A 23,928-nucleotide genomic window follows, 5' to 3' on the forward strand; every position below is an offset into this window, starting at 1 on the left:
GGCGACGGTTGCTCCATGCCGCAATCGACCTCCGGCGCCGCCGTGTCCCGCAACCCGTACCGCCGCCTCTTCGCCCACCCCGGCACCCGCGCCTTCACGACCGGGAACCTCATCGCCCGTCTGCCCGTCGGTATGTTCAGCGTGAGCGCGGTCATCATGATCGCGGGGTCCCGGGGCTCGTACGCCCTCGCCGGCGCCGTCACCGCCACCGGCCTCGCGGCGACGGCGGTGACCGCCCCCTGGATCGCACGGCTCGTCGACCGCCACGGCCAGGCCCGGATCGCCGTGCCCGCCACCGCGTTCGCCCTGCTCGGTGGTCTGGCCCTGCTGCTCTGCGTGCACTACGGCGCCCCCGACTGGACCCTGTTCGCCGCCTACGCCGCCACCGCCACGACACCCAACATCGGCGGACTGTCCCGCGCCCGCTGGGCCCACCTCTTCCGGAGCGACCCGGACGCCCTGCACACCGCGAACGCCTTCGAACAGGCGGCGGACGAACTGTGCTTCATGCTCGGCCCGGTGGTAGCCGCCCTTCTCTGCACCCGGCTCTTCCCGGAGGCCGGGACCCTGATCGGCGGAATCCTTCTGCTCACGGGCATGCTGCTGTTCACGGCACAGCGCACCACGGAACCGCCGCCCAGCCGGGGCGCCCACGCGACGGCACCGTTCCGCGCGCCCGGAATGCCCCCGCTGCTGCTCGGCCTGCTCGCCACGGGAGCGGTGTTCGGCTCGATGGAGGTCGTCACCATCGCATTCGCGGACGCGCACGGCCACAAGGCCGTCGCCGGCCCGGTCCTGGCGCTCCAGGCCGCCGGATCGTGCGCGGCCGGCCTGCTCTACGGCACCCTGCGGCCCGCAGGCCCTCCCGAACGCCGCTACCTGTGGTGTCTGGCGCTGATGGCCGCCCTGATGTCCCTGCCCCTGCTCGCGGCCCGCACCACCGGCTCCCTCGCCGCGCTGGCCCCCGCCCTGCTCCTCGCGGGCATGGCCACCGCGCCCACGATGGTCACCGCGATGACCCTGGTTCAGCAGCGCACACCGAAGGGCCGCCTCAACGAGGGCATGACCCTCGCGGTGACGGCCCTGCTGGGCGGCGTGGCCTGCGGCTCCGCCACCGGCGGCTGGGCGGTGGAGCACCTGTCACCGACGGCCGGCTTCACCGCACCCTCAGCCGCGGCGGTACTCGCCCTGCTGATCGCGGCGGGTCTCAGCCGTGTGGTTCGAATATCCACCGATGCACAGGTCCTCCATGGACGCCCTCGAAAAGCAGGCAGCCGCTGAGGCGCGGCCCGAGCCTGCGCTGAGCAGTGCGCGGGAGTGCACTCGCGTGGGGCGCCCGTTGTGGTTCCAAGGTGGAGAGGCCCCCGCCCGGACCGGTGTTCCAACCGGGACCCTTTCACCGGTAAAGGCGGTTACCGACCGGGAGCCCTCAATATTGCTCAGGACTGCCGGTCACCGCCCGTCGAGCCACCTCCAGAACTCCCGGATCACTGCGATGATCCGCTTGCAGTTGATCCGCCCGTTCCTCGGGGTCCGAAGCCCGGGGCTCAGGCGTCGAGAGAGGCGTACGCGAGGAACGCGGTCCAGGCGGCCAGGGGGACGGCGAAGCGGGGGCTTCGAGCTCCGAGCTTCGAGTCACGGATGTGGATGGCGCGGTCACTGCTGTGGCTGGACTCGCGCAAGGTGTGGCCGACTTCGAGGCAGGCACTCCCTTCGGAGTCGCTATAGCTGGACTTGAACCATGACAGTTCGTCGCTCACAGCTCCCCCGCCACCTTTCTGATGAACCGGGCCGACTCCTCAACGCTAAGCGCCTGCATCCGGATCATGCCATAGCGCTGCGTCAACGCACTCAGCTTGTCGCCGTCGGAGTACAGGGCCCCCGTCGACTGCCCGTCCACGAAGGCGTACCGCTGCGCCGAATCCCGCCCCGGCGGCATCGGCAAGACGGTCTGGTTCGAACTACCCGCTCCCCAGCCCTGATCGATGACCCGACCGCTCAGCCGAGCCCCCAGGCCCGCCCGAGCCGGTACGCGGCGCACAGGTTCACGTCGAGGAAGTAGGCACCGGCCGCCCCGCACTGCTCGGTCCCGCTGCCCGGGTCGACGGGCTGACCGTGTCCCATCCCGGTGAGGGAGTACGTCTCCACGACGGGTTCGCCCGCCGTATCCCGGAAGACCTGGTGCGGATACCCGGCGACGGTGTCGCTCGCATCCGCCGTCTGATCGGCGCCGTGCACGTCCGTCCACTGCCTCATCAGGTCGGTCATGTTGACGGGCTTCACGGTGTAGTCGGCCGTGCCCTGGAAGACGGTCAGGGTCGGCCATGGCCCGCCATACCCCGGGCGGGACGCCCGCACCCGGTCGCCCCACTGCTTCGGGGTCTGGGTGGCGCCGACGTACATACAGACGTACGGCGATCCGGCGGCCTGCGCGCATCCGTACGGCAGCCCGGCGACAATCCCGCCGGCCGCGAACTTCTCGGGATAGGCGGCCATCATCACGGCGGTCATCCCGCCTCCGGCCGACAGCCCGGTGACGTACACGCGCGCCGGATCGCCCGGCACATCGGTGAGCTGGCGGTCGACCATCTGCGCGATGCTGGCGGCCTCGCCCTGACCGCGCTCGATGTCCCCGCTCTGGAACCAGTCGAAGCAGTTGGAGATGTTGTTTGCGAACTGCTGCTGCGGCAGCACGACGGAGAAGCCCCAGCGGTCGGCGAGCTGGATCCATCCGCTGCCGGTGCCGTACCCGGCGGCGTCCTGGGTGCACCCGTGCAGCGCGACGACCACGGGCCGCCCGGCGGGGAGCCCGGCCGGGACGTAACGGAACATGCGCAGGGCGCCGGGGTTGGTCCCGAAGCCGGTCACCTCCTGGAGGGAGGCGGCCGCGGCACGGCCGGGAGTGAGGAAGGCGGCGAGAAGGGCGACGAGGAGCGTCGTGAGGACAGCGATGCGGCTTCGGGCTGCGGCTCTGGTGTGTGTCATGCGGAGGGACGGTAGGACCCCTCACCGACCGCCGATATGGGGCTCCGCACCATAATGGGCATGCAGATGGTGGCGGTCGCCGACCAGGCAGAGGATGCCGTACGGGAACGACAAAGGCCCCGCCACCCGAAAGCAGCAGGGCCTTGCCCACATGGGGTAAGTGGAGATGGCGGGAATCGAACCCGCGTCCAACGGTGCGGAACCAGGGCTTCTCCGTGTGCAGTCCGCTTCGCTTTTCTCAGCCCCGGAGATCACGCGGACAAGTCTCCGACGGGCTCAGTCACTGTTTGGTTTCCCTCTTCACCCCGTGACCGGGATCAAGGTTTAGTTCCCTAGCTGATGCCAGGATCCGGGTCGGGAACAGCCCCGGGCTGACACTTCGCAAGTCGCTACTTAGGCAGCGAGGGCGAAGGAATCGCGCTTGGTGTTGGCGATTATTTTTTTCGGCCTGTGGTTTACGAGATCATGGCCGCTTCCTCGACACGCTTCCCCTGCTTCGACAACCGCTGTCGAAACCGATCATCCCCATGTTGATTTTTCAATGCGCACACCGGCACGCGGTGCAGCCGCCATGATACGTGACCACACACCTCGATGCCAGCGCATTCCCGGCGGTCACCCCGCCGTGGTACCTGGTTCAACAGTGCCGGGCGCCGGTTCATTCCCCCGCCCGGGGCCGCTTCAGGTCCGCGGTCGGGGCCGCTCAGGCCCGCTGCCGGCGCCGCACCGCCGACATCGCCCGGTCCGCCTCGCGGCGGTCCTGCTTCTCGCGGAGTGTCTGCCGCTTGTCGTACTCCTTCTTACCCCTGGCCAGCGCGATCTCGATCTTGGCCCGGCCGTCCTTGAAGTACAGGGCGAGGGGCACGATGGTGTGACCCGTCTCCTGGGACTTGGACTCCAGCTTGTCGATCTCGGCGCGGTGCAGCAGCAGCTTCCGCTTGCGGCGCGCACTGTGGTTCGTCCAGGTGCCCTGGGTGTACTCCGGCACGTGCACGTTGTGCAGCCACGCCTCGTGCGCGTCCAGCTGCACAAAGCCGTCGACCAGCGAGGCTCGCCCCTGGCGCAGCGACTTGACCTCGGTCCCGGTCAGGACGAGACCGGCCTCGTATGTGTCGAGGATGTGGTAGTCGTGCCGCGCCTTCTTGTTCTGCGCGATCAGCTTGCGCCCTTTTTCCTTTGCCATAGTGCCGACCATTTTCGCACTACAGGGGGGTTCCGGGGGAAGCCGATTACGGGGGAGGTGCGACGCGTCGATGACGAGGAGTGACAGCTGCCGCTACGGAGCGTAGCCCAGGCCGCTGAGCACCGTCTCGGCCCGCTCGAGCACCTCGTCCCCGGCCTCCAGGTCGGGGGTGATGCCACGGCCGTCGACCTTGTGCCCCGAGGGGGTGCGGTAATGCCCGACGGTCAGCTCCGCCACGGAGCCGTCGGGCAGCCGGCTCGGCATCTGGATGGAGCCCTTGCCGAAGGTGCGGGTGCCCACGACGACCGCCCGGCCGCGATCCTGAAGGGCACCGGTGAGCAGCTCGGCCGCGCTCATCGTGCCGCCGTCGACGAGCGCGACCAGGGGTCTGGTGGTGTCGCCGTCCGGGTCGGCGTGCAGGGCGCGCTGGTCGCCGTTGACGTCGTACGTCGCCACGAGCCCGCCGTCGAGGAAGGCGGAGGCGGAGGTGACGGCCTCGGTGACCAGGCCGCCGGAGTTGCCCCGCAGGTCGAGGACGATCCCGCCGCCCTCGGGGGCGCGGTCGACGGCGTTCCGTACGAGGTCGCCGGAGCCCTTGGTGAAGGCGGCGATCTTGATCAGGGTGGCACCGCCGGCCAGCCGGTGCACGGTCACCGAGTCCGTGGAGAGCCTGGCCCGGCGCAGTACCTCGCTCCAGGTGTGCGTCCCGCGCTCCAGGCCGAGTCTGACCCGGGTGCCGGCGGATGCGCCGTCGCTGTCGCCGCGCAGTAAGGAGACGACCTCGGTGACGGGTCTGCCGTCGACGTCCTCGCCGTCGACACTGCGCAGCCGGTCGCCGCCGCGGATCCCGGCGACGGCCGCGGGGGAGCCGGGCTGCACATGGGTGACCTCGATCCGGCCGTCGCGCTCGCGCCGGGCCGACAGACCGACGCCGGTGTACTGGCCGTCGAGGGCCTCCTGGAATTCCTGGTACTCGCCCTGGGAGTAGACGGCGCTCCAGCGGTCGCCGCTGCGGCTGACGGCGCGCTGGGCGGCCTCCATGGGCGATTTGCCGTCAGCCACCGCCCGCGCGGCCGCCTCGGTGACGGCGTCGCCGTGCCACGCCGGGGCCGCGGGCTCGGCGGAAGGGGTCCTGGCGGCGGTCTCGCCGAAGGAGCCCGTCGCGGCGCCCGCCACGAGGACACTCGCGAAGACCAACGTCAGAGCCGCCCCGTGGCGAACGCGGCGGGGCTGACAGAACAGGTCACGGCCGGACATGCGGGTGAGTCTAGGACAACGCACAGGGCCGTACGGACGGTTGCTCGTACGACCCTGTTGGCATGTGTCACACCTTCAGGTACTTGCGCAACGCGAAGAACGCCGCCAGCGCCGGCATCAGCAGGCTTGTGGCGAGTATCAGGGGGAGCTTCGTGAGAACGGCGTCCCAGCCGATGAAGTTGATGAGGTTCAGCTTGTGGGACAGGTCCAGACCGTGGTCGATGATGAAATAACGCGCGATCAGGAGGAATCCGCACGCCACCGTGCCGCCGATGAGGCCGGCGACCGCGGCCTCCATGATGAACGGCGCCTGGATGTAGAAACCGGAGGCGCCGACCAGACGCATGATGCCGGTCTCACGACGACGGCTGAACGCGGAGACGCGCACCGTGTTGACGATCAGCATCAGGGCGACGATCAGCATCATCGCCATGACCGCGCGGGCGGCCCAGTTCATGCCGTTCAGCAGGCCGAAGAGGTTGTCGAGGATGCCCTTCTGGTCCTGCACCGACTGCACGCCGTCACGGCCGTTGAAGGCGCTCGCGATGACCTCGTACTGCTCCGGGTTCTTCAGCTTGATGCGGTACGACTCCTGCATCTGGTCCGGGGTCAGCGAGCTGGCCAGCGGGGAGTCCCCGAACTGCTCCTTGTAGTGCTTGTAGGCCTCGTCCTGGGACTCGTAGGTGACCTTCTGGACGACAGACGTCATCTTGTCGAGATCGCCGACGATCTGCTTCTTCTGCTCCTCGGTGACCGCACCCTTGGAGCAGTTGGGGTCGGACTCCGCGTCGCTCTTGTTGCAGAGGAAGACCGAGACGTTGACCTTGTCGTACCAGTAGCCCTTCATCTGGTTCACCTGGTCGCTCATCAGGAGTGAGCCACCGAAGAGGGCGAGGGAGAGGGCGACCGAGACGATCACCGCGAAGGTCATCGTCAGATTGCGGCGGAGACCGACACCGATCTCCGACAGAACGAACTGGGCGCGCATGGCGTCTGCTCAAGCCTTTCCGTGGAACTCAGTGCTGGTAGCCGTAGACGCCGCGCGCCTGGTCGCGGACGAGGCGGCCCTGCTCCAGCTCGATGACGCGCTTGCGCATCTGGTCCACGATGTTCTGGTCGTGGGTCGCCATCACCACGGTCGTGCCCGTCCGGTTGATCCGGTCGAGCAGCTTCATGATGCCGACGGAGGTCTGCGGGTCGAGGTTGCCGGTGGGCTCGTCGCAGATGAGCAGCTTGGGCCGGTTGACGAAGGCCCGCGCGATGGCGACACGCTGCTGCTCACCGCCGGACAGCTCGCCGGGCATACGGTCCTCCTTGCCGCCGAGCCCGACGAGGTCGAGCACCTGGGGCACGGACTTGCGGATCTCGCCGCGCGACTTGCCGATCACCTCCTGCGCGAAGGCCACGTTCTCGGCGACCGTCTTGTTCGGCAGGAGGCGGAAGTCCTGGAACACCGTCCCCAGCTGGCGCCGGATCTGCGGCACCTTCCAGTTGGAGACGCGGGCGAGGTCCTTGCCCAGGACGTGCACCTGCCCGGTGCTGCACCGCTCCTCGCGGAGGATCAGCCGCAGGAAGGTGGACTTTCCGGAGCCGGAGGATCCCACGAGAAAGACGAACTCGCCCTTCTCCACCTCCAGGGAGACATCCCTGAGGGCAGGGCGGTTCTGCTTGGGGTAGATCTTGGAGACGTTGTCGAATCGGATCACGGATGCACCACGGGCCGTTGGGGTAGGTGAGCGTGACCATACGCGAACCGGGTGTACGAGCGCAGTCGCCGGGAGGGGTTGCGTGAGAGTTGCGCGTTTTGTCCCTGCTGTTGAGTGCGTGACCGGCCGACCCCGCGCAGCGGCTCGCGGAACCTGGCACAGTGGAGTGGGGAACGGTTGCGTTCCGGGAAACGTTGTGTACGTGAAAGCGGCACAAGGAGGGCGAGGCGCATGACGTACGACCGATTGGTGTGCGCGAACTGCGCGGCCCCCGTGAGTGAGGGCCGCTGCCCCGTATGCCGGGCGAGCCGTGAGCGGCTCCAGCAGGAAAGCCCATGGTCAGGGCTGAATCCGGTGGCGCTGATCGCGCTCCTGGCCGTACTGATCGCGGCGGCGGCGCTGCTGGCGCACCAGACGGCGTAGCGCACGGCCGACGGCCCCGGGCCGGGCGTAGGGCGGGACGACGTACGGCGAGATGGCGTACGTGGGGCGGGTGACCGGTCGACGAGGACCTGCCGACGCACGAAGAAGGGCCCGGGGCGGTTGATGCCCCGGGCCCTTCTCATGTATCTCACGAGTTTCTTGCCGTTCTCGCCCTGCTCACGCTTCCGGAGCAGGGTATGAAGGGCGCCACGGCGTGTGTCAGGCCGCAGCCTGGCCGCGGCCCTCCATGAAGCGCGGCAGCGCACGGAAGCCGATGCCTCCGGCAATCATCGTGGCGGCGCCGATCAGCAGGAACGCGGTCTGTCCCGCACCCGTCTCGGCCAGCTGCTTGCCGCCGCCCTGGGCGGAGGCGTTCGAGGTGTCCGCGCCGGTGTCGGTCAGGACCGAGGAGCCCTTGCCCTGCTGGACCGGGTTGTTGCCGCCGTCCGGGTTGGTGTCGTTGCCGCCGCCGTTGCCGTGGCCGCCGCCGTTGCCGTGGCCGCCGCCGTTGCCGTGGCCGCCCGTGCCTCCGGTCGGGTCGTCCGTCGGCTCGGTCGGGTTGTCGGTGGGCTGGGTCGGGTCGTCCGTCGGCGTGCCCGGGTCGGTCGGGATTCCCGGGTCGGTCGGCGTGCCCGGGTCGGTCGGGATCCCCGGGTCGGTCGGGATCCCCGGGTCGGTCGGCGTACCCGGGTCGGTCGGGATCGTGGTCGCCGGAGGAGAGGCCGGGTCGTCGGGCCCACCGGTGACGCTGATACCGACGTTCACGTCGAGTGCCGAGGCCGCGCCCGCCGCGGTCAGCGACGCACCCGCGGCGATCACGGCGCCTGCGGCTATCCGCGCCAGGCGGATCCGCGTCTTCTTCGTCATATGGCTGCTACCCCCAGTAGCTCATCGTCAATGGAGCAGCGCACGGGGCCACGGCGTCGGGGACGACTGTGCTCAAACTCAAGTCCCCCGGTTCACATGCGCCCCATAGATACGCATGCCGCGCTTACCTTTCCGATTTTTCAAAGCAACGTCAAGGTCGTTGCGCGCGCGATGTCCTGGAAGGCGTCTTTTGCGGGAGAGGTCGGGCCGTAAGTGTGATGCAAAACCCAGACATCGGGCAACGGAAAAGGCAACTGCCCCACGGACGGGGGCAGTTGCCTTGTCGACAAAGCGCTGTTTCCCGGCGGCGGTGTCGCCCTTGGTCGCCGGTGTTACTTCTCCTGCTGCTTGCGCCAGCGAATGCCGGCTTCGATGAACCCGTCGATCTCACCGTTGAACACGGCCTCCGGGTTGCCGACTTCGTGCTCGGTGCGCAGGTCCTTGACCATCTGGTACGGGTGCAGGACGTACGAACGCATCTGGTTGCCCCAGGAGTTGGCGCCGTCGCCCTTGAGGGCGTCCATCTTGGCCTGCTCCTCCTGACGGCGCCGCTCCAGAAGCTTGGCCTGCAGGACGTTCATCGCGGAGGCCCGGTTCTGGATCTGGGACCGCTCGTTCTGGCAGGTGACGACGATGCCGGTGGGCAGGTGCGTGATGCGCACCGCCGAGTCGGTCGTGTTGACGCCCTGGCCGCCGGGGCCGGAGGAGCGGAACACATCGACCCGGAGGTCGGAGTCGTCGATCTCGACGTGGTCGGACTGCTCGACGACCGGAAGGACCTCGACACCGGCGAACGAGGTCTGCCGGCGGCCCTGGTTGTCGAAGGGGGAGATACGGACCAGCCGGTGGGTGCCCTGCTCGACGGAGAGGGTGCCGTATGCGTACGGCGCCTGGACCGCGAGGGTGGTGGACTTGATGCCCGCCTCTTCCGCGTACGACGTCTCGTAGATCTCCGTCTTGTACCCGTGCCGCTCGGCCCAGCGCAGGTACATGCGCTGGAGCCGCTCGGCGAAGTCGGCGGCGTCGACACCGCCGGCCTCGGCGCGGATGTTGACGAGCGCCTCACGGGCGTCGTACTCGCCGCTGAGGAGCGTCCGGACCTCCATCTCGTCCAGCGCCTTCCTCACCTCGGTGAGCTCGGCCTCCGCCTCCGCCCGGGTGTCCAGGTCGTCCTCGGCCTCGGCGAGCTCGAAGAGCACACCGAGGTCGTCGATCCGGCCGCGCAGGTTCTCGGCCTTCCTCACCTCGGCCTGGAGGTGGGAGAGCTTGCTGGTGATCTTCTGCGCCTCGTCCGGGTTGTCCCAGAGGGACGGCGCGGCCGCCTGCTCCTCGAGCACGGCGATGTCTGCCCTCATCTTGTCGAGGTCCAGAACGGCCTCGATCGACTCCATGGTCGAGGAGAGGGACTTGAGCTCTTCGGATACATCGACGACTGCCACGCATCCAGCGTAACGGCTCCGCCGGAAAGCCAGTGCCGAGTGACCGCGGGTTACCGGAGGTGCCGGGGGCAGGGCGGGCACCAGGGGCACCCGGCGGCGGAGCGAACGCCCGGGCCGGCCGCGGACCGACGCCGGGGCGGCGAGCCCCGCTCGGGGGTGTCACCGGGCCGGGTTTCGTCGGGTCCAGGCCGGAGTCGAGGGACGCCACGGTCAGGCCCTTCGCGTCCGGGGCGGTACCCGGGCCCGGGGACGCCCGGCGGGGTTCTGCGGGTCCGGGCCAGTCTCAGGCGACACCGGGACCGGTCTACGGGCCTCGGCCGGGCCCGGACGACGCCGCTGCCGGCCTACGGTGCCGGACGGGTCCCAGGGCGGCCCCGCATCCGGTTCTCAGGCTCCGGGCCGGGCTCAGACGACATCGGGGAGCCGGAACTCGACATCCGAGTCATCGCTACAGATTTCGGAGCGGACCCGGGACGACCCGAGACCGGGAGACCCGTGCCGGGACCGGCCCCCACGGCCGCACCGCACCCGGTTGTCCGCACCGGGCCGGGCTCACGGGGATGCCGGGGGCCGGCCGGGCTCAGGGGGACGCCGGGGCCGAGCTCTTCGTGTTCGCGGGGTCCGCGCCGTCGTCTCCCGAGGTGGCCAGCCACGCGCCGGCTCCGACCGCCGCCAGCAGCGCCGCCGTGGCCACCCCCAGCACGATCCGGCGGCGGCGGGCCTGCGCCCGGTGGCGGGCCGAGCCCGGGCGGGGGGCTCCCGTGGCCCGGGGCGCGCGGGCCGTCCCACGGGCGCCGCCCGCCAGCTCGTCCGGTCCCGGCACCCGCATCGAGGTGTGGGTGTCACGGTTGGAGTCCGGTTTCGCCCCCGGCACCAGCGGCACCGCCCCGCGCCGTACCCGGGCCGCCGTGGGCTCTCCGGGCGCGGCCGCCTCGAGCGGCTCCTCCCTCGCCTCCGTGTCCGGCTCGTCGACGTCCAGCGGCGGCATCCCCGCCAGCAGGGGCAGCTGCTCCCGCAGCCGCGACGCCAGCTCCGAGGCCCGCAGCCGGGAGGCGGGCGCCTTGGCCAGGCACTGCACGATCAGCTGCCACAGCTCTTCGGGGATGCCGGGGAGCGGGACCACGGTCTCGGTGACATGGCGGCGCAGCACCGCCCCTGGGTGACCGCCGCCGAACGGCGTGAAGCCCGCCAGCAGCTCGTACAGGACCGTCGCCAGCGCGTAGATGTCCACCGCCGCCCGCGGCGGCAGCCCCTCCACGATCTCCGGTGCCAGATAGTCCGGGGTGCCGATGATCTTGGTCGCCTTGGTCCGGCGGGGCGAGTCGATCAGCTTGGCCACGCCGAAGTCGGTCAGCAGCGCCGGGTGCGAGCCGCCCGGGCCCAGCGGCCCCTGCATGTCCAGCAGCACGTTCTCCGGCTTGACGTCCCGGTGCACGATCCCCGCCGCGTGCGCCGCCGCCAGCCCGTCCGCCACGTCCGCCGCGATCGCCACCGCGGCCTCGGGCGCGAGGCGGCGCTCCCGCTCCAGGCGGGTGCGCAGATCGGTGCCCCGGACCAGGTCCATGACCAGCGCCAGGTCGTTGCCGTCGACCACCAGGTCCCGTACCGACACCACGTTCGGATGGTCCAGCCCCAGCAGCGCCGTACGCTCCCGGACGAAGCGGCCCACGAGCTCCTGGTCGGACGCGAGGTCCTCCCGCAGGAGCTTGATGGCGACGGGCCCGTCCGGCCCCTCGCCCAGCCACACCGTGCCGGCGCTCCCCCGTCCCAGGATCTGGTTCGCGGTGTACCGGCTGCCGATCTTCCGTGCCAAGACTGCTCCTACTGGGGACGCCTGTTGCCGACGCTGCGCCATCGCGGGGCGGCGGCACGGGCTGACGCCGTGGTCTGCCGGCCCCGGTCGACAAAACTACGCGCCCGGAGGGGCAACGTTCACCGCCGAGACGGAAATCACCCCTCAGATGTCGACAAATCCCCAACCTGGCAGGAGGCGGGGAAAGTTGGCCCCGTTCCGCGGAGGCCGGCCCGGCCCGCTAGTTGGAGCCCAGCTTGCCGAGCCAGCCGGTCACCTTGCCGAACCAGTCGCTCAGCTGCGCCCAGTACGACTTCGTGGAGCCGATCCAGTCCTGAAGCGGGCTGAACTCCCAGACCAGCCACCCGGCGACGAACAGGATGACGATCATGAAGAGGCAGCCCTTCAGGCAGCCGAGCCCCGGGATCTTCATCGGGTTGGCGCTGCGCTGACGCGGAGGCCGCGGCTCGCGCGCCGGACGCGGCGCCGGCTGCTGCGGCGCCGGCGCGTACCGCTGCGGCTGCTGCTGCGGAGCGGGGGCGTACTGCTGCCGCTGGGGCGCGTACTGCTGGGGCTGCTGCTGCGGATAGCCGTACCCCGGCGCCGGCTGCTGCCGCTGCTGCGGGCGCGCCACCTGGCGCTGCGGACGGCGCCGCAGCGGGTCCTCGCCGGGGTCGAGGTACGCCTGGACCTGCGTCTGCTCGTTGCGGTCGCGGGCCGCGCGCAGCTGGTTCTGCCAGGGGTGGGGCTCCTCGGGCCGCTGCTGCCCGCCGGGCTGGCGCTGCGGCACCGGCGGCATCACGGCCGTCGGATCGGCGGCTCCGCTGTGGGGCAGGACGGCCGTGGGGTCCGCGGCGCCCGGGGTGTGCGGCAGGACGCTGGTCGCCGCGTTCGGGTCGTAGGAGCCGGCCGGGCCCTGCGGCAGCACCTGCGTGGGGTCGGCCGAACCGGGCACGGGCGCCGGAGCCGGGTCCGGGGCGAGCAGCGCGGCCACGCCCTCCGCGGCGGCGATCTGCGCGGCGTTCGCGTGCACGCCGACGCCCTCGGCGACCACCCGCAGGGCCCGTGCGAGGTTCTCGGCGCTCGGCCGTTCGTCCGGGTTCTTGCGCAGACAGCGCTCTATCACCCTCCACAGCGGGTCCGGGACGGTCGAGGGGCGGCGCGGTTCGGCGCTCAGATGCTGGTGGAGGACCTCGAGAGCGGTCCCACCGGCGAACGGCGGACGGCCGGTGACCAGCTCGTACAGCAGGATGCCGGCGCCGTAGATGTCGACGGCGGAGGTCTGCGGGCGGCCCTCGGCCGACTCGGGGGCCACGTACGCGGGCGTGCCCACGAACTCGTGTGTGCGCGTGAGGCCCGGCGAGTCGGCCAGCCGGGCGATGCCGAAGTCGGTCAGCATCGGGTGCATCTGGCCGTCGTGCTGCTGCAGCAGTACGTTCGCGGGCTTCAGGTCGCGGTGCACGACGCCGTCGGAGTGGCTCACGGCCAGCGCGTCGGCGATCTGTGCGGTGAGCAGGGCCGCGGCGACCGGCGTGAAGGGGCCGTTCTCACGGAGGTAACGGTGCAGGTCGGGGCCGTCGACGAGGTCCATGACCAGCGCCAGCAGATCACCCTCGACGACCAGGTCGCGCACCCGGACGATATTCGGGTGGGTGAGGCGGAGCAGGACGGAGCGCTCCCGCAGGAATCGCATCACGATGTCCGGGTCGCTTGCGAGCTCCTCCTTGAGGACCTTGATCGCGACCGTCTCGCCCGGCTGACCGGGCACCGCCGCCTCGGCCCCCGCGGTCTCCCTCTGGCGGGCTCGCCAGACGGTGCCCGTGGCGCCGCGTCCGAGCGGCTCCTCGAGCAGGTACTTGCTGCCTACCGGCCGCACGTCATGGGCTCCCTGCTGCTTGCTTGCCTGGTCCGTACGCCGGTTCCGGTCACCGCTCCCGGCGTGCCGAGCGTGTTCCGATCCACTGTAGTGCCGTGTTGGGCGGCGCTCCCTGTCGTCCTGACCGTCTTACGTTCCGCTTCCCGTACATGTTCGAAGAAAAGACGCTTGCCCCGGTCCGTTGGTTGCCGCGGCCGGACGTGACCGATCTCAAGCGGACACCGGCCGCGCACTGGTCAGGCACTTTTGCGGGCAGAGCCGACCAATCAAGATCACTTGAGGCTGGGCGGCGGGCGTGTTGTCGGTCGCAGGTGCGAGGATGCATTCCGTACTGGCCGCTGTGCTCGTGCGCGGTGGGGGGAGTTCGCGGTGGGGGGACCGCGGCGCGGCTCCGTCCTCGTGCGCGGGCGCCCGCGCAGAAGGGACCGCTGACGGCGATGCAGATCCGGCTGACCGTCGTAGACCCGCTGGGCCCGCCCCCGGAGTCACGGGCGCGCGCCGCAAGCTGCGACGTGCTGGTCACCGCTCCCGCCGGTACGGCACTGGCCGCGGTGGCGTCGGGCCTGGCCTCGGCGGTCGGCGCGGCCGGGGGCGCGCCCGAGCGCGGCCGGGAGCCCGGTGCGGGTTCCCTGGTGCTGTACGCGGGCTCCGAGCGGCTCGATCCGCAGCGCTGCACGCTGGGCGAGCCGCCGCTGCTGGACGGGGCGGTGCTGACCCTCGGCGCGCCCGCGGAGCCGGGCCCCGAGCCCGACAAGGACACGGCCCAGCTGCATGTGGTGGCGGGCCCGGACGCCGGCGGCGTCCATCTGCTGCACGGCGGTACGGTCCGCATCGGCCGCTCCGCCGACGCGGACGTCCCGCTGGACGACCCCGACGTCTCCCGGCTGCACTGCGCGGTCACGGTCGCCGCCGACGGCCGCGTCTCGGTCGCCGACCTGGGCTCCACGAACGGCACCGTGCTGGACGGCAGGCAGGTGAGCGACCGCCCGGTGCGGCTGGCCCCGGGCGCGCTGCTGCGGCTCGGGGAATCGGCCCTGCGGCTGGCCCCGCCCGGCGCGGCGCTGCCCTTGCGGACGGCACCGGACGGAGAGGGGCAGGTGCGGATCCTGGGCGAGGAGGCTCCGGCGAGCCCTGCGGATTCCACGGGCCCGGCGACCGTGCCGCACGCGGGCGCGGGGAGCACCTCGGGCGGGGACTCCGGCGCAATGGACCTCCCCGGCGCCTACGGCACGGCGGGGGACGCGGAGGCCGCGGGGTCCCGATGGATCACGGGAGCCCAGGGGGCCACTGGGGCATATGAGGTCGCTGAGGCCCAAGGGATCGCGGGGGCCGACGGCACGGGCCTAGGGCCGCTCACCGGCCCCCAGGACGGGCACCACCCCGGCACCTCTGCCCCCGACGGACTCCGCGTCACGGACGGGGGCCCCACCGGCGCGGGGCACCCGGCCGCGGACGGCATCGCCTCCGGAGACACCCATCACGGCTTCGGCGTCAGCGCCTGGGGCGCCTCCGACGGGACCGCCCCCGGGGCACAGGAGCACGGCCCGGTGGAGCCGCCCGTCCCCACACCCGTCGTACCCGGGCAGGACGGAGCCGTGGGAACCGGGAACCGGGGTCCGGCGTCCGGTCCCTCCGCCGGGGGCACCCGCAGGGGCACCCCGCCGCGGGGCACGGAGCCGCCCGCGGGAGTGCGCAGGCGCGGCGGCCTCACCGCCTGGGCGCGGCGTCTGACCGGAAGCCGCGGGGAACAGGCCGGCACCGCACGACAGGGCGTCGACGGGGACCGGTTCGCATCGCCGCCCGCGTCCTTCGCCGCCCCGGTCCCCGAGATGTGGCCCGACCTCGCGGCGCTGCTGCTCAGTGCGCTCGGTCCCGGGCCCCGGCTGTGGGAGCGCGGACCCGGCCACCCGGAGACACTCACCGTGCGGCTGGGCACGGCCGACCGTACGGCGCCGGACGGCGGGGCGCTGCTGCCCGCGGTGCCGGTGACGGCCGGGCTGCGTGAGGTGGGTGCGCTCGGCCTGGCCGGGCCCCGCGCGCGGCTGACCGGGCTGGCGCGCGCGGTGGTGGCACAGCTCGCCGCGCTGCACTCCCCCGACACGCTGGAGCTGGTCCTGATCAGCGCCGACCGCGCACGTCCGCTGGAGGAACGCACCGCGGACTGGGCCTGGCTCGGCTGGCTGCCACACCTGCGCCCGGCGCACGGCCAGGACTGCCGGCTTCTGCTGGCGTACGACCGCGAACAGGCCACGGCCCGCACCGACGAGCTGCTGCGCCGCCTCGAGGACCACCTGTCGGACCACACACCCTCCGGGGGCCGCCCCCCGGCCGGCCCCGGCTCCGAGACAACCACTCCCGGCATGGAGAAATCCGCCGCCCCCTCCCCCGGGCCCGACCCGCACGCCGGTCCCGGGGTGCGAGGTGCCCTCCGGCGCCCCTCCTGGGCGCGGGAGGAGGACGAGGCGAGCGACGCCTTCCCCGGGCCGTACACCGTGGTGGTCGTGGACGGCGACCCCGGTGGCTCCGGGGTGCGCGAGGCCGTGGCACGGCTGGCGCAGGAGGGGGCGCGGGCCGGTATCCACGTCCTGTGTCTGGCCGACGCGCCGTCCGCCTCCCCCGCCTCCCCGGTCACCGAGACGTACGAGGCGGCGTGTGCGGCGTCGCCCGCGTTCCGGGAGTGCGGCGCCGTCGCGCTGCTGTGCGGTGACGTGGCGACGGCACTACGGCTGCTGCGGGTCGCGCCGGGAGGGGGCGGGGACTCCGCACGCGGGCGGCGGGCCCCCTTGGGGCATGGCACGGTCGCCGTCGTGGACGCGGTGTCCCCGGCATGGGCGGAGCGGTTCGCGCGGGCGCTCGCCCCGCTGCGCACGGACGGCGGCGGTGACCGGCACCCGCGGGTGTCGGCGCCGCTGCCGCAGACAGCCCGGCTGCTGGACGAGTTGGGCCTGGCACGGGCCACCCCTGCTTCCCTGATGGCGCGCTGGGCCGACGCGGCGGACGACACGAGGTCGCCGGGCGGGCGCGCCTGGGCGGTCCTGGGCGCGGGGCCCCGCGGTCCGGTGACCGCGGACCTCGCCGCCGACGGACCGCATCTGCTGGTGGAGGGGCCGCCCGGCAGCGGGCGTACGGAGCTGCTGCGTTCGATCGCCGCGTCGCTCGCGGCGGCCGAGCGTCCGGACCGGCTGGGAATCGTGCTCGTCGAGGGCGGGGGCTGCGGTCCGAACGGCGCCACCGACGGCGAGGGCCTGCGGGTCTGCACGGACCTGCCGCACGTCACCACCCTCCTGGCGGCCAACGACCCGGTCCGCATGCGGGAGTTCGCGCAGTCGCTCAGCGCCGAGCTGAAGCGGCGTGCCGAGTTGCTGGGGCGGCTCGGCTTCGCCGAATGGCACACCCAGCGGCAGGTGTCGGAGCGGATCGGACCGCAGCGCACGGGCGGTTCCGCCTCGGGCGACCTCGACTCCCCGGCGAGCACGACTCTGCGACTGCGGCCGGCGGCGACGCGGCAGCAGGCTCGGACCGGTCCGCCGATGGCCCGTCTCGTGGTGCTGGTGGACGACCTGGACGCACTGCTGTCCCCCGCGCTCGGCGCACCGGGCCGCCCGGCGGCCGGGTCGGTCGTGCGGGCCCTGGAGGCGGTGGCCCGGGACGGGGAGCGGCTCGGGGTGCATCTCGTCGCCGCCGCGGGCCCGGGCGGACGGACGGCCGGATGGGAGCCGGCCCGCACGGCCTGCCTTCGGATCGCCCTGGACGCGGTGACGCCGGGACCGGACGAACCGGCGCCCGGGCGTGGCCGTCTGACGGGTGCGGACGGCCGGGTGACGCCCTTCCAGGGTGGCCGGATCACCGGACGCATCCCTCGTACGGCGACGCTGCGCCCCACGGTCGTCCCCCTGGAGTGGCACCGCATGGGCGACCCGCCCGCGCGCCGCCCGGTCCGCGAACTGGGCAACGGACCCACGGACTTGGCTCTTCTCGCCAGCGCGCTGGAGCGGGCGGCCCGCTCGGTGTCGGCCACGGAGGTGCCCTCGCTGCTGTAGGTTCCGCGACCGCAAGAGCACACTCACGGTACGTCACGAGGCGGTCACGATCGCCCGGTTGACGGCGCAGGCGCTCTTGCCGCCCCGATCGACTCCGCGTAGACCAGAGCGCACGGGACAGCGCTCGACGTTCGACGAGGAACGAAGAACGGGGCAGTGATGCGCAGTACGAGCAGCACCATCCGGACACACCGGGCCGCCAGGACCGCAGCCGCCGTCGTCGCGGGAGCGTTGGCGCTCTCGCTGAGCGCGTGCGGCGGAAGCGACGACGACAAGAAGAGCAGTGACAAGAGCAGCAAAGGCACGGAAACCGCGACGACCGTCACCCTCCCCAAGCTGAACGGCCAGACCCTGGAGGTCGCCGCCGTCTGGACCGGCGGCGAGCAGGCCAACTTCAAGAAGGTGCTCGCCGAGTTCGAGAAACGCACCGGCGCCAAGGTCACCTTCGTGCCCGCCCAGGACCCGATCATCAACTTCCTCGGCTCGAAGATCGCGGGCGGCCAGCCGCCGGACGTCGCCCTGCTCCCGCAGCCCGGCGCCATCAAGCAGGCCGTGCAGAAGAAGTGGGCCAAGCCCCTCGGCGCCGAGGCCCGGGCGCAGATCGCCAAGAACTACTCCCAGGGCTGGCAGGACATCGGCAAGGTCGGCGGCGCCCAGTACGCCGCGTACTACAAGGCCGCCAACAAGTCCCTGATCTGGTACAACGCCAAGGTCTTCCAGAACGCGGCGACCAAGGAGCCGGCGCACTGGGAGGAGCTGCTGAAGGTGGCCCAGGACGTCTCCGACTCCGGGGTCACCCCCTTCTCCATCGGCGGCGCCGACGGGTGGACCCTGACGGACTGGTTCGAGAACGTCTATCTCTCCCAGGCGGGCCCGGACAAGTACGACCAGCTCGCCCAGCACAAGATCAAGTGGACGGATCCGTCCGTGAAGGACGCGCTGGCCACGCTGGCGCGGATCTGGGGCAAGAAGGACTACATCGCGGGCGGTCCCGACGGCGCGTTGCAGACCGAGTTCCCCGCCTCGGTCACCCAGACCTTCACCGGAGGCACCCAACCGAAGGCGGGGATGGTGTTCGAGGGCGACTTCGTGCAGGTCAACATCGGCGAGACCAAGGCCGAGGTGGGCGCGGACGCCAAGGTGTTCCCTTTCCCGGCGGTGGGAGGCCAGGCGCCCGTGGTCTCCGGCGGTGACGCGGCGGTCGTCCTGAAGGACTCCCGGGCGGCGCAGGCGCTGGTCACCTTCCTGGCCTCGCCCGACGCGGCGACCATCCAGGCCAGGCTCGGCGGCTATCTCTCACCGAACAAGGCGGTCCCGCTGTCCGCGTATCCGAACGCGGTGCAGCAGAAGATGGCCAAGGCGCTGATGGCGGCCGGCGACGACTTCCGCTTCGACATGTCCGACCAGGCCCCGCAGGCCTTCGGCGGCACGCCCGGCAAGGGCGAGTGGAAGGACCTCCAGGACTTCCTGAAGAACCCGGCGGACATCGCGGGCACGCAGGCGAAGCTGGAGAAGGACGCGGCGGCGGCGTACGCGAGCGGGAGCTGACCGGCGATGACGTCGGCCACGGCGGCGGGGGCCTCCGCGGCCCCCGCCGCTCCGAAGAGTCGCAAGAGTGTGACCGGCACCCGGAAGACCGTGGCGGCCCTCTTCCTGCTGCCCGCCCTGGTGCTGCTCGGCGCGCTCGTGGTCTACCCGATCGGGTACTCGGTCGTGCGCAGCTTCGCAGACGCGTCCGGCGACGGCTTCGCCGGATTCGACAACTACAAGGCGCTGTTCACGGACGACGGCATCCGCACCGCCCTGAAGAACAACATCATCTGGGTGGTGTTCGCGCCGACGGTGTCCACCGCGCTCGGGCTGGTCTTCGCGGTGCTCACCGAACGGGTCCGCTGGGGCACGGCGTTCAAGCTGGTCGTCTTCATGCCGATGGCCATCTCGATGCTCGCCGCGGGGATCATCTTCAGGCTGGTGTACGACCAGGATCCGGACAGGGGCGTCGCGAACGCGGTGTGGGTCGGGGTACACGACACCTTCGCGCAGTCGTCCGCGTTCCCGAAGGCGCACCCCGGCCGTGAGTCGCCCCTCACGGCACAGGCGGGCGGCTTCATCACGCGGACCGCCGTCCGCACCGGCCGCCCGGTCGCCCTGCCCCTGGTCGGGGTGGCCCCCGACCAGCTGCCGAGCGGCGCGAAGAAGGCCGTGCAGGCCGGGCCCGAGCCGGGGAGGATCACCGGAACCACCTGGCAGGACTTCACACGCGGCAAGGGCGTCGGCAGGCTCGGCGCGGTGGACCCGCCGGAGCTGGGCTACGCGGGAATGAGGATCGAGGCGGTCAAGGACGGCAGGGTGGTGGCCTCGACGAAGGCCGCCGCCGACGGCACGTTCACCCTGCCCGCCCGGGCCGACGGCGCCCGGCTTCGGCTGCCGGCGGCCAACTTCAAGGAGCCCTACAACGGCGTGGACTGGCTGGGGCCGTCGCTGGTCACGCCGGCCATCATCGGCGCGTATGTGTGGATGTGGGCCGGCTTCGCGATGGTGCTGATCGCTGCGGGGCTCGCGGGGATGCCCCGGGAACTGCTGGAGGCGGCACGAGTGGACGGCGCGAACGAATGGCAGGTGTTCCGCCGGGTCACCGTGCCGCTGCTCGCGCCGGTGCTCGCGGTGGTCACGGCCACACTGATGATCAATGTGCTGAAGATCTTCGACCTGGTCTTCATCATTCCGCCGGGCTCGTCCCAGGACGACGCGAACGTCCTGGCCCTGGAGCTGTACCGCAAGGGCTTCTCGGAGGACCGGCCGGGCATCGCGAGCGCGATCGCGGTGTTCCTGCTGCTGCTGGTGATCCCGGTGATGCTGTTCAACATCCGTCGGCTGCGGCGGGAGGTCAGGCGATGACCACGCAGGTCCGAACTCTGCCGAAGCGGGCGCCCGTCACCGTCGTCCGGGCGAGGCGCTCCCTCGGCGCGCGGCTCGCGGAAGGCGTCGGCGGCGGCCTGCTCCGTCTGTTCCTGATCGTGGTCGGCCTGTTCTGGCTGGTGCCGACGATCGGCCTGCTGCTGTCCTCGCTGCGCTCGCCGTCGGACATGAGCGCGTCCGGCTGGTGGACGGTCTTCGGCAAGCCCTCGCAGCTGACCGTGGAGAGCTACCAGAAGCTGCTGGAGAACGGCGACATCACCAACTCCCTGGTGAACACGGTCCTGATCACCGTCCCGGCGACCGTCCTGGTGGTGGTGATCGGCTCCCTGGCGGGCTACGCCTTCGCCTGGATGGAGTTCCCGGGTCGCGACTGGTGGTTCCTCGCCGTGGTCGGTCTGCTGGTCGTGCCCGTGCAGGTGGCGCTGATCCCGATCGCGGAACTGTTCGGAAGGATCGGCCTGTTCGGGACGGTCTTCGGGGTGATCCTCTTCCACACCGGTTTCGGCCTGCCCTTCGCGGTGTTCCTGCTGCGGAACTTCTTCGCGGAGATCCCCCGGGAGCTGCTGGAGGCGGCCCGCCTCGACGGCGCGGGCGAACTGCGGCTGTTCGCACGGGTCGTGCTGCCGCTGGGCGGCCCGGCGATCGCGAGCCTCGGCATCTTCCAGTTCCTGTGGGTGTGGAACGACATGCTGGTCGCGCTGGTGTTCACCAAGTCGGGCACCCAGCCGATCACGGTGGCCCTCCAGACACAGGTACGCCAGTTCGGCAACAACATCGACGTCCTGGCGCCCGGCGCGTTCATCTCGATGGTGATCCCGCTGGCCGTGTTCTTCGCGTTCCAGCGCCAGTTCGTGTCGGGGGTCATGGCGGGTGCCGTCAAATAGCGTCGCCCGGACGGCAGTTCACAGGGTGGGCCGGACCGCGGCCCACCCCACGCCGTTCACCTGGGGTTTCCTTCACTGTTGCCCCGCATGTCGCATCCGGGCGTAACCAAACCAGTCCCTCGGCCGTTTTCGGGCAGTATGCCCGCGCCGACCCATGGATTCCCCTTGCCCAGGTTCAGTGTCATCGTTCCCGCGTACAAGGTTCAGGCGTACCTGGAGGAATGCCTGACATCCGTGCTGGACCAGTCGTATCCCGATCTCGAGGTGATCGTCGTCGACGACTGCTCCCCGGACGCCTGCGGCGCCGTCATCGACGAGTTCGCCGCCCGCGACGCCCGCGTCCGCCCGCTGCACCTGCCGGAGAACGTGGGACTCGGCCGGGCCCGCAACGCGGGGCTCGAGCTGGTGAGGGGCGACTACGTGCTCTTCCTGGACGGCGACGACAGCCTGACACCGGACGCCCTGCAGGACATCGCGGACCGGCTGGAGAAGACCTGCGAACCGGACGTCCTCGTCTTCGACTACGCCCGCACGTACTGGACGGGAAGGACGGTCCGCAACCGGCTCTCCGGCCTGCTCACCGAACAAGGCCCGGCGCCCTTCCGCCTCGACGACCGGCCCGGCCTGCTCTCCCTGCTGATGGTGGTGTGGAACAAGGCGTACCGCCGGGAGTTCGTCGAGCGGGAGGGTTTCACCTTCCCGCCGGGCTACTACGAGGACACGCCGTGGACGTTCCCGGTGCTGCTGACCGCGGAGACCATCGCCACCCTGGACCGGGTCTGCGTCCACTACCGCCAGCGCCGGCAGGGCAGCATCCTCGGCTCGACCAGCCGCAGCCACTTCGACGTCTTCGACCAGTACGACCGGGTCTTCGCGCACCTGGACGCGCATCCTGAGCTCGCGCACTGGCGGCCCGTGCTGTTCCGCCGGATGGTCGACCACCTGGCCACGGTGTTCGTCCGGCGCGGCCGGCTGCCCCGGGGCAGCCACGCCGAGTTCCTGCGGCGGGCCCGCGCCCACCACCGTCGCCACCGTGTCCCGGGCACCCCCCTGCGCCCGCGCCATCTGCTGGTCCGCTTCGGCGCGCACCGCACCTTCCGGCTGCTGTCCCTGACCTCCCGGCTCGCGCGCGCCGTCCGGCGCCTGACCACCCGCGTGGGACGCCGGTCGGCCCGCGCCGCGCTGCGGGTGCACTACCGCCTCCAGCGGTGCCTCCCGCTGCGCGCCGACCGGGCCGTCTTCGCCAGTGACGCTTCAAACGGGTACGGCTGCAACCCGGCCGCCCTGGAGTCCGCGTTCCGCAGGCTGTTCCCCCAGATCCGCACCGCGTGGATCGCCCGCCCCGAGCACCACCACACCATCCCGGCGGCCACCCGCCGGCTGCGGCCGGACTCGGCCGCGTACTGGACGGCGCTGGCCCGCTCCCGGTACCTCGTGCACAACGCCGACTTCGGCCCGCGGCTGGTCAAGCGTCCCGGACAGATCCTGGTCCAGACCCGGCAGGGCACCCCGCTCAAGCGCATGGGCCTGGATCTCCGGGACCGTCCGGCCGCCGCCCGCGACACCGACTTCACGCGGATGCTCCGCTCCGCCGACACCTGGGACTACGTCGTGTCCGGCAACCGCCACTCGACCCTGGTGTGGGAGCGCGTGTTCCCGTCCCGGTTCACGACCCTGGAGTACGGCCTTCCGCGCAACGACATCTTCGCGCGGGCGACCTCGGCGGACGTGACCCGGCTGCGCGAGACGTTCGGCATCCCCGCGGACTCGGTGGCGATCCTGTACGCGCCGACCTGCCGCGACTACCGCCGCGGCCCGCGCCCCGGCCTCGACTTCGAGCGTGTCCTGAGCAGGCTCGGCCCCCGCTTCGTGCTGCTGACCCGGGCACACCCCTCGTACGGCGAGCCGCTGACACGGGCGACCGGCGGCCGGCTGATCGACGTCAGCGACCATCCGAGCGTGGAGTCGGTGTGCCTGGCCTCGGACGCGCTGGTCACCGACTTCTCCTCGCTGATGGTCGACTACGCCAACCTGGACCGGCCGATCGTGGTGTACGCGGACGACTGGGAGGCGTACGAGGCGGCCCGCGGCACCTGCTTCGACGTGCGGGCCTTCCCACCGGGCGCGGTCGCGCACAGCGAGGACGAACTGATCGACATCTTCGCGACGGGCCACTGGTACGGCTCGCGTTCGACGCGGCTGCGGGCCGCGTTCCGCGAGCGTTTCTGCCCCTACGACGACGGGCGCGCCGCCGAGCGGATCGTGCGCCGGATCGTGCTCGGGGAGAGCGCCGTACTGCCGTCGGTGGTCCCCTTGGCGGGCCGCCACCCCGTCCCGTCCGCCGCCGCGGGCCTGCCCGCCGTACCGCTTGCCGTCGTCCCGGCACCCGGAGGTCCCGTCCCGGTCGCCGAGCGCCTGTGACCCTTTGAACCACCCGGAGATCCCCATGCCGCGCAGACCCTCCCCCACCAGGCCGTTCACCTGCCGCCCCGCCGGACGGCCCGGGCGCTGACATACCCGCACGCCCACGACGCACAGGCCCCGGCACAGGAACCGG

Annotated in this window: 17 protein-coding genes and 1 other RNA gene; 7 read left to right on the plus strand and 11 right to left on the minus strand. The window is 71.7% G+C overall.

All coding sequences use genetic code 11. The features are described 5' to 3' along the window. Positions 1 to 15 precede the first annotated feature (15 nt). Entirely contained in the window at positions 16 to 1,281 is a 1,266-nt protein-coding gene (locus ABZ876_RS22895; protein ID WP_361784103.1) for an MFS transporter, read from the plus strand. A gap of 266 nt (positions 1,282 to 1,547) precedes the next feature. On the opposite strand, the gene ABZ876_RS22900 is transcribed toward ABZ876_RS22895, so the two are convergent. The 7 genes from ABZ876_RS22900 to ftsE all read right to left on the minus strand — a co-directional run bounded on the left by ABZ876_RS22900 (position 1,548) and on the right by ftsE (position 7,131). Then, on the minus strand, positions 1,548 to 1,760 hold the full coding sequence (locus ABZ876_RS22900) for a DUF397 domain-containing protein (RefSeq protein WP_361784106.1): 213 nt from the start codon (positions 1,758 to 1,760) through the stop codon (positions 1,548 to 1,550). A 238-nt stretch (positions 1,761 to 1,998) separates the two neighbouring features. Continuing rightward, entirely contained in the window at positions 1,999 to 2,985 is a 987-nt protein-coding gene (locus tag ABZ876_RS22905; RefSeq protein WP_361784109.1) for a PHB depolymerase family esterase, read from the minus strand. A 158-nt stretch (positions 2,986 to 3,143) separates the two neighbouring features. After that, positions 3,144 to 3,512: a transfer-messenger RNA gene (gene ssrA, locus ABZ876_RS22910) on the minus strand. Positions 3,513 to 3,688: 176 nt separating this feature from the next. Further along, positions 3,689 to 4,168, minus strand: a complete 480-nt coding sequence (smpB, locus tag ABZ876_RS22915) for an SsrA-binding protein SmpB (protein WP_361784112.1) — start codon at positions 4,166 to 4,168, stop codon at positions 3,689 to 3,691. Between the two features lie 93 nt (positions 4,169 to 4,261). After that, positions 4,262 to 5,425: a S41 family peptidase gene (locus tag ABZ876_RS22920; protein ID WP_361784115.1), complete on the minus strand. Its 1,164-nt coding sequence runs from the start codon at positions 5,423 to 5,425 to the stop codon at positions 4,262 to 4,264. A 67-nt stretch (positions 5,426 to 5,492) separates the two neighbouring features. Then, on the minus strand, positions 5,493 to 6,413 hold the full coding sequence (ftsX, locus tag ABZ876_RS22925) for a permease-like cell division protein FtsX (protein WP_361784118.1): 921 nt from the start codon (positions 6,411 to 6,413) through the stop codon (positions 5,493 to 5,495). A gap of 28 nt (positions 6,414 to 6,441) precedes the next feature. Continuing rightward, on the minus strand, positions 6,442 to 7,131 hold the full coding sequence (gene ftsE / locus ABZ876_RS22930) for a cell division ATP-binding protein FtsE (protein ID WP_361784121.1): 690 nt from the start codon (positions 7,129 to 7,131) through the stop codon (positions 6,442 to 6,444). 231 nt (positions 7,132 to 7,362) lie between these two features. On the opposite strand from ftsE, the gene ABZ876_RS22935 reads away from it, so the two are divergent. Continuing rightward, positions 7,363 to 7,554 carry a hypothetical protein gene (locus ABZ876_RS22935; protein ID WP_361784124.1) on the plus strand — a complete coding sequence of 64 codons (192 nt, stop codon included), beginning with the start codon at positions 7,363 to 7,365 and terminating at the stop codon, positions 7,552 to 7,554. A gap of 219 nt (positions 7,555 to 7,773) precedes the next feature. Here ABZ876_RS22935 and ABZ876_RS22940 read toward each other — a convergent pair whose 3' ends face one another. The 4 genes from ABZ876_RS22940 to ABZ876_RS22955 form a co-directional block, all read right to left on the minus strand. After that, positions 7,774 to 8,421, minus strand: coding sequence for a hypothetical protein (locus ABZ876_RS22940; protein WP_361784127.1), 648 nt, complete (start codon positions 8,419 to 8,421; stop codon positions 7,774 to 7,776). A 332-nt stretch (positions 8,422 to 8,753) separates the two neighbouring features. Next, entirely contained in the window at positions 8,754 to 9,860 is a 1,107-nt protein-coding gene (gene prfB / locus ABZ876_RS22945; RefSeq protein ID WP_361784130.1) for a peptide chain release factor 2, read from the minus strand. 580 nt (positions 9,861 to 10,440) lie between these two features. Continuing rightward, positions 10,441 to 11,673 carry a serine/threonine-protein kinase gene (locus ABZ876_RS22950; RefSeq protein ID WP_361784133.1) on the minus strand — a complete coding sequence of 411 codons (1,233 nt, stop codon included), beginning with the start codon at positions 11,671 to 11,673 and terminating at the stop codon, positions 10,441 to 10,443. A 220-nt stretch (positions 11,674 to 11,893) separates the two neighbouring features. Further along, positions 11,894 to 13,528: a serine/threonine-protein kinase gene (locus tag ABZ876_RS22955; protein WP_361784136.1), complete on the minus strand. Its 1,635-nt coding sequence runs from the start codon at positions 13,526 to 13,528 to the stop codon at positions 11,894 to 11,896. Between the two features lie 437 nt (positions 13,529 to 13,965). Here ABZ876_RS22955 and ABZ876_RS22960 point away from each other — a divergent pair, with 437 nt between their 5' ends. From ABZ876_RS22960 to ABZ876_RS22980, 5 genes are all read left to right on the plus strand, one after another. After that, positions 13,966 to 17,568 (plus strand): FHA domain-containing protein, encoded by a 3,603-nt coding sequence (locus tag ABZ876_RS22960; RefSeq protein ID WP_361784139.1) that lies wholly within the window; start codon positions 13,966 to 13,968, stop codon positions 17,566 to 17,568. A 159-nt stretch (positions 17,569 to 17,727) separates the two neighbouring features. Then, positions 17,728 to 19,116 carry an ABC transporter substrate-binding protein gene (locus ABZ876_RS22965; protein WP_361784142.1) on the plus strand — a complete coding sequence of 463 codons (1,389 nt, stop codon included), beginning with the start codon at positions 17,728 to 17,730 and terminating at the stop codon, positions 19,114 to 19,116. A 6-nt stretch (positions 19,117 to 19,122) separates the two neighbouring features. Continuing rightward, entirely contained in the window at positions 19,123 to 20,466 is a 1,344-nt protein-coding gene (locus ABZ876_RS22970) for a sugar ABC transporter permease (RefSeq protein WP_361784145.1), read from the plus strand. Continuing rightward, positions 20,463 to 21,371 carry a carbohydrate ABC transporter permease gene (locus tag ABZ876_RS22975; RefSeq protein ID WP_361784148.1) on the plus strand — a complete coding sequence of 303 codons (909 nt, stop codon included), beginning with the start codon at positions 20,463 to 20,465 and terminating at the stop codon, positions 21,369 to 21,371. The genes ABZ876_RS22970 and ABZ876_RS22975 overlap by 4 nt, the downstream gene beginning before the upstream one ends. 165 nt (positions 21,372 to 21,536) lie before the next feature. Further along, positions 21,537 to 23,792 carry a bifunctional glycosyltransferase family 2 protein/CDP-glycerol:glycerophosphate glycerophosphotransferase gene (locus ABZ876_RS22980; protein ID WP_361784151.1) on the plus strand — a complete coding sequence of 752 codons (2,256 nt, stop codon included), beginning with the start codon at positions 21,537 to 21,539 and terminating at the stop codon, positions 23,790 to 23,792. The last annotated feature ends 136 nt before the right edge of the window (positions 23,793 to 23,928 follow it).

Source organism: Streptomyces sp. NPDC046931 (assembly GCF_040644655.1).
Classification (GTDB): Bacteria; Actinomycetota; Actinomycetes; order Streptomycetales; family Streptomycetaceae; genus Streptomyces.

Excerpts from the sequence above, each read along its gene's own strand:
- ABZ876_RS22895 (WP_361784103.1), top strand. The coding sequence starts at position 16 with ATGCCGCAATCGACCTCCGGCGCCGCCGTGTCCCGCAACCCGTACCGC.
- ABZ876_RS22905 (WP_361784109.1), bottom strand. The coding sequence starts at position 2,985 with ATGACACACACCAGAGCCGCAGCCCGAAGCCGCATCGCTGTCCTCACG.
- smpB (WP_361784112.1), bottom strand. The coding sequence starts at position 4,168 with ATGGCAAAGGAAAAAGGGCGCAAGCTGATCGCGCAGAACAAGAAGGCG.
- ABZ876_RS22920 (WP_361784115.1), bottom strand. The coding sequence starts at position 5,425 with ATGTCCGGCCGTGACCTGTTCTGTCAGCCCCGCCGCGTTCGCCACGGG.
- ftsX (WP_361784118.1), bottom strand. The coding sequence starts at position 6,413 with ATGCGCGCCCAGTTCGTTCTGTCGGAGATCGGTGTCGGTCTCCGCCGC.
- ABZ876_RS22935 (WP_361784124.1), top strand. The coding sequence starts at position 7,363 with ATGACGTACGACCGATTGGTGTGCGCGAACTGCGCGGCCCCCGTGAGT.
- ABZ876_RS22940 (WP_361784127.1), bottom strand. The coding sequence starts at position 8,421 with ATGACGAAGAAGACGCGGATCCGCCTGGCGCGGATAGCCGCAGGCGCC.
- ABZ876_RS22960 (WP_361784139.1), top strand. The coding sequence starts at position 13,966 with ATGCAGATCCGGCTGACCGTCGTAGACCCGCTGGGCCCGCCCCCGGAG.
- ABZ876_RS22965 (WP_361784142.1), top strand. The coding sequence starts at position 17,728 with ATGCGCAGTACGAGCAGCACCATCCGGACACACCGGGCCGCCAGGACC.
- ABZ876_RS22970 (WP_361784145.1), top strand. The coding sequence starts at position 19,123 with ATGACGTCGGCCACGGCGGCGGGGGCCTCCGCGGCCCCCGCCGCTCCG.
- ABZ876_RS22975 (WP_361784148.1), top strand. The coding sequence starts at position 20,463 with ATGACCACGCAGGTCCGAACTCTGCCGAAGCGGGCGCCCGTCACCGTC.